Source organism: Sinomonas sp. (assembly GCF_036848755.1).
Classification (GTDB): domain Bacteria; phylum Actinomycetota; class Actinomycetes; order Actinomycetales; family Micrococcaceae; genus Sinomonas.
The window spans coordinates 1-7,815 of sequence record NZ_DAIUJO010000141.1 but is presented as its reverse complement, the minus strand read 5'-3'; the positions used below and the strand labels follow the sequence as shown (position 1 = coordinate 7,815).

Annotated in this window: 7 protein-coding genes; 3 read left to right on the top strand and 4 right to left on the bottom strand. The window is 67.7% G+C overall.

Annotation, left to right across the window (positions count from 1 at the left end; translation table 11 throughout):
* On the bottom strand, positions 1–1,616 hold a 1,616-nt coding region (locus V7053_RS16650), incomplete at its 3' end, for an ABC transporter ATP-binding protein (RefSeq protein ID WP_334173390.1).
* A 489-nt stretch (positions 1,617–2,105) separates the two neighbouring features.
* Between V7053_RS16650 and V7053_RS16645 the strand changes: the two genes are divergently transcribed.
* Positions 2,106–3,611, top strand: a complete 1,506-nt coding sequence (locus V7053_RS16645) for a sugar transferase (protein ID WP_334173389.1) — start codon at positions 2,106–2,108, stop codon at positions 3,609–3,611.
* Position 3,612: 1 nt separating this feature from the next.
* Positions 3,613–4,740 (top strand): UDP-glucose 4-epimerase GalE, encoded by a 1,128-nt coding sequence (galE, locus tag V7053_RS16640; protein ID WP_334173388.1) that lies wholly within the window; start codon positions 3,613–3,615, stop codon positions 4,738–4,740.
* On the opposite strand, the gene V7053_RS16635 is transcribed toward galE, so the two are convergent.
* From V7053_RS16635 to V7053_RS16625, 3 genes are all read right to left on the bottom strand, one after another.
* Positions 4,651–5,193 (bottom strand): hypothetical protein, encoded by a 543-nt coding sequence (locus V7053_RS16635; RefSeq protein ID WP_334173387.1) that lies wholly within the window; start codon positions 5,191–5,193, stop codon positions 4,651–4,653. The genes galE and V7053_RS16635 overlap by 90 nt on opposite strands.
* Before the next feature lie 69 nt (positions 5,194–5,262).
* Complete coding sequence (locus tag V7053_RS16630; RefSeq protein ID WP_334173386.1) at positions 5,263–6,735, bottom strand: NAD(P)H-hydrate dehydratase; 1,473 nt, start codon at positions 6,733–6,735, stop codon at positions 5,263–5,265.
* Between the two features lie 5 nt (positions 6,736–6,740).
* Complete coding sequence (locus tag V7053_RS16625; protein ID WP_334173385.1) at positions 6,741–7,091, bottom strand: holo-ACP synthase; 351 nt, start codon at positions 7,089–7,091, stop codon at positions 6,741–6,743.
* Between the two features lie 63 nt (positions 7,092–7,154).
* Between V7053_RS16625 and V7053_RS16620 the strand changes: the two genes are divergently transcribed.
* The gene (locus V7053_RS16620; RefSeq protein WP_334173384.1) at positions 7,155–7,721 is read left to right on the top strand and encodes a mycothiol transferase; all 567 of its coding nucleotides are present in this window, start codon (positions 7,155–7,157) and stop codon (positions 7,719–7,721) included.
* Positions 7,722–7,815 lie beyond the last annotated feature (94 nt).

The window sequence follows — 7,815 nt, the reverse complement described above, 5'->3', positions numbered from 1 at the left end:
AGCCCGCTCAACCGCTCGACGGTTTCCGTGATGCGGTACTCCGTTGCACCGTCGAGGGACGAGGTTGCCTCATCGAGGACCAAGACCTTGGGCCTCCGGTACAGCGCCCGGGCGATCCCGACCCGCTGCCTCTGACCGCCCGAAAGCCTCACTCCGCGCTCACCGAGCCGAGTGCCCAGCCCCTCCGGAAGATCCGCGACCACGGCATCGAGCTGAGCGAGCCGTACCGCCTCGTGGAGTCGCTCAGGGTCCGCGCGGCCTTCTCCGAGGGTGACGTTGGCCTCGACGGTGTCATCGAGAAGGAAGACCTCCTGCGGGACGACACCGAGGCCTGCGTACCAGCCATTGAGATCACTCCTCGTATCCACCCCGCCGCAGGAGATCGACCCGCCCGTCGGCGCAAGGAGTCCGAGGACGAGGTCGAGGAGCGTGCTCTTCCCGGCACCGCTCGCACCGACGAAGGCGGTCGTGCGCCCCTTCGGGATCGTGGTGGAGACGCCTCTGATCACCGGGGCGTCCGCGTCGGGGAAGGCGAACGTCACTCCCTCGAGCCGAATGTCGCCGTCATACGCCAGACTCGGCGGTGCTGACGGATGGCGCTCGGCACGGTCCAGTTCTCCGATTTCTGCCACCACGACATCGAGGGCCTTCTCGCCGGAACGGATGAGCCCTGTCGTCGCGACGAGGCGGTTGACCGTCGGGAGGATGCGAGTCGCAGCCACCGAGAAGACACCGATGACGGAGGCTGCCTCTCCCGGGGTCTGCGTTGCGAAGAGGAGTGCCGCCACAACGCCGATGCCGACCACGAAGGCCACCTCGAGCACGTATTTCGGCAGCTCCGAGATGAGCGACAGTTCGCGCTGGGCGTGGGCCCGCTCGCGCTTTGCGTGGCCGAGCCTCGCAAGCAGGAGTTCCGCCGCTCCAGCGAGCCGCACCTCGCGGAAGCCGTTGAGAGCCGGCATGAGGGCAGACCACGATTCGAGATCGACTTTGGCCATCGTCTCGCCCACACTTGCGAACCGCGGGCGCAGGGCCCGCTGAACGGCCCAGCCCGAGCCCGCGAAGACGACGGCGGCGAGCAAAGTCGCCGCGGGCGAGACGAAGAGGAGCACGACGACGACGGCCAGCAGGGTGAGCGCGTCCGTGATCCAGTTGAGGAGGCCCTGGACCACTTGGGAGAAGGTCTGCGGCACGAACGACTCGACGCAACGGCGGATCTCCCCCACGTTGCGCAGCCGATGCGTTCCGTAGGGCGACTGGACGTATCGGCGAACGAGCTCGACGGAAGCCGCGGCCTCGAGACGGGTCGTGAAGCCGAGCTGCCACCAGCGGAACGCGATGGTGACGAGGCTCTTGAGGACGAAGGCGCCCGCCACAAGGCCCGCGATGGCCGGAATCAAGACTCCGGGTGTTGACGATCCGACGAGCCGAGCCGCCCACGCGGCGGCGCCCGTCTCGGCGGAGGCTCCCGTCACGACCTGCATGAGCGGCAGCATGGCGGCCACGCCGAGCATGTCGAGCACTGCCACGAAGCAGGAACCGAACACCGAGAAGACTGTGCGCCCGGCGATTGGCCCGTCCACGAGCCCTCGGACGGTCCTCAGCCTCTCGATCATGCTCCCTCCGCCGCTGCCGGAGGGGCTGTCTGGACGCTGGAGAGCGCCGTCGGGAGAGCCGACGGGCTCAAGGATGGACGCATATTTCCCCCATAAATCAATGTGCTCGGCACAGCGTAGCCGCGGCCGCAAAGGGCCGCGAATTCGCATGGAATGCAGGCGAATCGGCACCCCCGGATTCGAGTGATCGACGGCGGGTTGGACCTGCACCCGAGCGCCTCCGACTTGATCCCACGCTCCGCCACTCGGATATGCTCTCGGCGGCGCCGCTCCAAAGCGGCTCAAACTCAGGTGTCGGCTGCATTCATGGGGACAGAGATGAGCGAAACCGCTGCGAAGGCTGGCCTCTTAACTGGAGGGCAGGACAATAGTGATTCCGGCAATGTCACGAATGTGACGGATGACGAGACGGCGCGACCCAAATGGCACCCTCGGCTATTCACAAATGTGACCGATCGGCTGAAGACGTCGGACAATCTCTCGTCTAATTTGAGCACAATTGTGACCGGGAAGCCGTCCGGCTCCCTTCCCAACTCCGAGGCAGTTCCGGACCGCACGGCGACGAAGATGCCCTACCGCCACGCCACCCGCCTCGTACTCGCCGACTTCATGAGTGTCGGCGTGGCCATCGCGGGCGCCCAGCTGCTGCGCTTCGGCCCAGCTGGGTCGTCAGCCGACCTCGGCCAAGGCTCCATCCCGTACGCGCTGGTGAGCGTCGTGCTCGGCCTTTCCTGGTGTGCGGCCCTCGGTCTTTCGGGCTCGCGCGACGAGCGTGTCTTCGGCTACGGCCCCGAGGAGTACAAAAGGGTCACATCGGCGTCCCTGTGGCTCTTCGGTGGGATTGCGGTCCTCTCCTACGTCCTTCAGCTGGAGACGGCCCGCGGCTACGTCGCGGTCGCACTGCCTCTGGGCCTTGTCTGCCTGCTCTTCGGGCGCCGGCTGCTTCGAGGCCGGCTGATTCGGGAACGCAGGTCGGGAAATGCGGTGAGACGGGTACTGCTCGTCGGCGCGTCGCAGAGCGTGCGTCACCTGTACCTGCAGTTGGGCCGTCACCCCGAAGCGGGCTACCAGCCTGTCGCCGCGTACGTCACGGATCCGGACACCGAGATGGAGGCCTCCCTGCGCGACGGGCTGAGCGTGCCCGTGCCTCGACGGAGCTCGGACCTCGACGGGGTCCTCGCGGCGCTTGAGGCGTGCGCCGCAGACGCCGTCGTCATCTCGGGCGGCGCGAGTCTGGACCCCTCCGCCCTGCGGCAGCTGGGCTGGGCGCTCACAACCCGCGAGGTGGGTATGGTCATGGCGCCCGCGCTCACCGACATCGCAGGGCCGCGCATCCACACCCAGCCCGTCGCGGGGCTTCCGCTCATCCACGTGACTACCCCGCGGCTCGACGGCCCGAAGGGTCTGGCCAAGCGGGGCTTCGATATCGCCGCGACGCTGATTCTCCTCGCCCTGCTGGCGATTCCGATGCTCATGGTTGCCCTCTCGGTGAAGCTGGACAGCCCCGGTCCGGTGATCTTCCGCCAGACCAGAATCGGTAGGGCCGGGGAACCCTTCCGCATGATGAAGTTCCGCTCGATGGTCGCAAATGCGGAAAAACAGCTCACAAAACTCCACGGCAAGAATGAAGGGAGCGGCCCCCTCTTCAAGCTCCGCGACGATCCCCGGGTCACCCGATTCGGACGGTTTATCCGACGCCACTCCCTCGATGAGCTGCCGCAACTTTTCAATGTCCTGGGCGGGAGCATGAGTCTGGTCGGCCCGAGACCACCGCTCCCCCAAGAGGTCGAGCGCTACGACAAATTCGCCCACCGTCGGCTACTTATCAAACCGGGAATTACCGGGTTATGGCAGGTGAGCGGACGCAGCGACCTTTCGTGGGACGATGCGATCAAATTGGATCTCTATTATGTAGAGAATTGGTCGATGATTCAGGACCTCATGATCCTGTTTCGGACCGTCGCCGCAGTGGCCACCAAGAATGGCGCCTACTGAGATGCATATTCTGGTGACCGGCGGGGCCGGATACATCGGTTCCCACACCGTGTTGGCGCTTCTGGATGCGGGGCACGAGGTGACGGTGCTGGACAACTTCCAGAACTCGTCTCCCACGGCGCTCAGCCGCGTCGAGGAGCTCGCCGGCGTCCCCGTTCCCTGCCTCACCACGGACCTGTCGGACTCCGTCGCCGTCAGAACCGCCGTCGCCGCGACGTCCCCGGACGTCGTCGTGCATTTCGCCGGGCTCAAGTCCGTCGGTGACTCAACCACCGATCCGCTGCGCTACTTCGTCGGCAACGTGGGCGGAGCGCTCAACCTCCTGGAGGCGATGGAGGCAAGCGGGGTGAGGCACCTGCTGTTCTCGTCTTCGGCGACCGTGTACGGCTCACCGCGCCGGGTGCCCGTCTCGGAGAACGAACCGCTCTCGGCCACCAATCCCTACGGACGCACCAAGCTCATCATTGAGCACATGCTCGGGGACCTCGCCGCGGCGGATGACCGCTGGTCCATAGGAATCCTGCGCTACTTCAATCCTGTCGGAGCTCATCCATCGGGCCGACTCGGCGAAGATCCCCGCGGCACTCCGGCGAACCTCGTCCCGTTCGTCGGGCAGGTCGCCGTCGGCCAACGCCCGTTCGTGGAGGTCTTCGGGTCCGACTACGACACCCCAGACGGCACCGGGATGCGAGACTTCATCCACGTCCTCGATCTCGCGGAAGGGCATGTCGCCGCCCTGAACTGGATCGTCGGGAAGACCGGTGTTCACACATGGAATCTCGGGACTGGGCGTGGGTACACCGTCCTCGAGGTTCTACGGGCATACTCCGAGGCTGTTGGTCGAGACATCCCCTTTTGCCTCGCCGAGCGACGTCCGGGCGACATCGCGGCGTCGTTCGCCGAGACCTCCAAAGCGGAGCGGGAGCTCGGCTGGAAGGCGCGCCACGGCCTCCCCGAGATGGTTGCTGACCATTGGCGCTGGCAGCGGCGCAACCCGGGCGGCTACGAATCGTCGCCGCCCGGATCGGTCAACGCGTCATCAGAGGCACACGAGCGAACTGACGCCGAGGTTGAGCTGAGCGAGCGCGGACAGGGAGGCCGAGTTCGGCGCGGCCGTCGCCGGGCTTGAGGGGTTGTCGTTCCCGTTGAGCTGGAGCGTGTAGGTGTAGACGAGCCCGATGGTCACGAGTTGGCCCAGCAGATCAATCGTCACCGAGCTTCCCTGCGCGAGCGGTGACGTGAGAGTCAGAAGCGCGGACGAACCGCTCAGGAGCGAGATCGAGACAAACCCATTCGGGCTCGCACCGAGCGCGCTCACGTTGAGCAAGGCGCTCGATGTGAGGGTGAAGCTCGTCCCCGCCGCCACCGTCCCCTGCACGGCGGTGATCGTGAAGTCCAGGCGTGATTGCCCCAGGATCCCGAGCAGCCCCGTCGAGCATCTCCCTGTGATCCCCACGTCCCAGTAGCCTTGCGAGGCGGCGGCCATCGGCGCTGCGACTGCCCCCGCAATCACTGGCGCGGCCCACGCTGCCGTCTTCACCACCTGACGGCGCTCGATCTGCGGCAGCGCTTCGCTATCCATCATCTTCTCCATTGATCCCCGGACCTTCCTGAGTGGACGGGCATGCCCCTGCATGCCCGAGCCCCATTTCTACTGGTCGGCAAGCAGTGGGTCTACCGCCGCCCCGAGGGGAACCTCTGGAACTCTTCCTTGGAACGCCAATATCGCCTTCCGCACGGCCGCCGCAAGTTGGCCTGCCCCGAACGGGCCTCCCTCGGCGGCGATTCGCCCGGCCCGACCATGGACCATCGCTGCCGCTGCGGCGACGTGGACGGGCCTCACCTTCGAGGTCGTCGCGAGGAGTGCCCCCACGATTCCCGTCAGGGTGTCACCGGAACCCGCAGTCGCTAGGTACGGATGTGCCACGGCCTGAATGCATGCCGTGCCGTCGGGCGCCGCGCAAACGGTCGCGGGCCCCTTGAGCAGCACCGTCGCGCCCAAGCGCTCGGCGGCAAGCCGGGCCCAGCGGACGGGTCGTTCCTCGACTTCGGAGCGTTCTACATCGAGGCCGAGCCGCGACAGAATCCGGGCGAGTTCGCCCGCGTGGGGGGTGATGACGGCGCGGCCGTCCAAGGCCGGTCCTGGGATCCGGTTGAGCGCAGAGGCGTCAATCGCGAGCGGCAGGCCCGAGTTCAAGGCGACGTCGAAGGCGCGCTGCTGGGCGGCGTCGTCGCCGATGCCAGGCCCGACCGCCCACGCCTGGACGCGCCCCTCGGCCGACCCGGACGCGACGACCTCGGGATGAGCAGCCAGGACAGCATGGCGGACGCTCTCGGGCGCGACATGCCGGACCATCCCGACCCCCGTCGCGAGCGCCGCCGCGGTGGTGAGGACGGCGGCCCCCGGATACTCGTCGGAGCCGGCGACGACGCCCAGGACGCCCCGCGTGTACTTCTGCCAATCGTCGTGGGGCTCGGGAAGAACAGCGCTGACGTCCTCGGCCTCGAGGACGTATACGTCCGGCACAGGCAGAAATTCTGCGAGGCCGATGTCGATCACTTCAACGCGTCCCGCGAGCGCGCGGCCGCGTCCCGCAAGGAGGCCGGTCTTGAGCGCGCCGAACGTCACCGTCACATCCGCCCGCCACACCTCTCGCGAGGCTGTTCCGGAGTCCGCGTCAACGCCCGATGGGAGATCACAGGCCACGACGAGCCCTCCCGGGCGCGGGAAGGGCGCGCGATAGTCACCGCTCGCGCCGGTGCCGAGCACGGCGTCGACGACGACGTCCGCCTCCCCCAGCGACGGCTCCACGCGCCCGCCCGCCGCCTCAAAGGCCGCGAGACCCTCGGGATGGGCCGCGCCCGAGGCGAGGACCGCCGTCGTCCGCACGCCACGGGCGGCGAGTTCAGCGAGTGCGAAGAGAGCGTCCCCGCCGTTGTTGCCCTTGCCGACGACGGCGGCCACCCTGGCGCCGTAGAGGCCGCCCCTCACGCGCCGGACTTCTGCGACCAGCGAGCGGTACAGGCCGTGGGCGGCGCGGGCCATGAGCTCGGCGCCGAGACCCCGCTCGAGCAGGGGCCGCTCGGCCTCGCGGATCTGGGTGCCAGTGAAGGCCGTGAGCATCCGGCTCAGCCTTCGGCGACGACCATCGCGGTGGCGATTCCGCCGTCGTGCGACATGCTCAGATGCCACGTGCGGACGCCGCGGTCCTGCGCGACGGCGAGCACGGTGCCCTTGATCTGGATCGTCGGGCCGGAGGCGTCGAGGCCGATCCAGCAGTCCTGCCAGTTCATCCCGGCCGGGGCGCCGAGGACCTTTGCTACGGCTTCCTTCGCGGCGAAGCGCGCGGCCAGCGAGCGGGCATTGAGCTCGCGCTCGGCGGGGACGAACAGCCGGTCCCGCAGGCCGGGAGTGCGCTCGAGCTGCCGCTCGAACCGGTCGATGTCCACGACGTCCACGCCGATGCCGATGATAGCCATGGGCCTACTGTATCCTCCGCGGAGGCCTCCACCTGAGCGCGCCACCGGGGCTAGGGTGACCCCATGACAGCGCAGCAGAACTGGGCAATTAGCATCCTCGAAGACGGCTTCGGCCGGGTCCGCGACAGCGTCGAACATGTGGTGTTCGGCCTCTCGCCCGCGCGCCTCGTCGAACAGCCCTCCCCCGAGACGAACTCGGTCGGATGGATCCTCTGGCACCTCACTCGCATCACCGACGACCATTTCGCGGCGCTCGCCCACGTCCTCGGCGGCGGCGAACCGCCAGCGGGGCGCGGACACCCCATGCCTCCCGGGCAGATCTGGAACGAATGGCGCGCGCGGTTTGGCACCCCGTACCCCGAGCAGAGCACGGGCTACGGCCACAGCCCAGAGGATGTCGCCGCGTTCCCTCGGATCGAGCCACAGATCCTAGGCGACTATCAGGACGCCGTTCACGAGCGGGCCGTCGAGATTCTCCGCGGGATCTCAGAGGAGGACCTCGGAACGGTCGTGGATCGGCGATGGAACCCGCCCGTCACGGCCGCTGTGCGGCTGGTGAGCATCCTCAACGATGCGACCCAGCACGTCGGTCAGGCCGCCTACGTGAAGGGGTTGCTCGACTCCAGGTGACGTGGCCGCTCCACCCAACTCGGGAACACCAACTCCCCCCTCCACCCAACTCGGGAACACCAACTCCCCCCTCCACCCAACTCGGGAACACCAA

What these genes read in the sequence shown, in the direction of transcription:
- V7053_RS16620 (WP_334173384.1), top strand. Translation starts at nt 7,155, where the DNA reads ATGACAGCGCAGCAGAACTGGGCAATTAGCATCCTCGAAGACGGCTTC.
- V7053_RS16635 (WP_334173387.1), bottom strand. Translation starts at nt 5,193, where the DNA reads ATGGATAGCGAAGCGCTGCCGCAGATCGAGCGCCGTCAGGTGGTGAAG.
- galE (WP_334173388.1), top strand. Translation starts at nt 3,613, where the DNA reads ATGCATATTCTGGTGACCGGCGGGGCCGGATACATCGGTTCCCACACC.
- V7053_RS16625 (WP_334173385.1), bottom strand. Translation starts at nt 7,091, where the DNA reads ATGGCTATCATCGGCATCGGCGTGGACGTCGTGGACATCGACCGGTTC.
- V7053_RS16630 (WP_334173386.1), bottom strand. Translation starts at nt 6,735, where the DNA reads ATGCTCACGGCCTTCACTGGCACCCAGATCCGCGAGGCCGAGCGGCCC.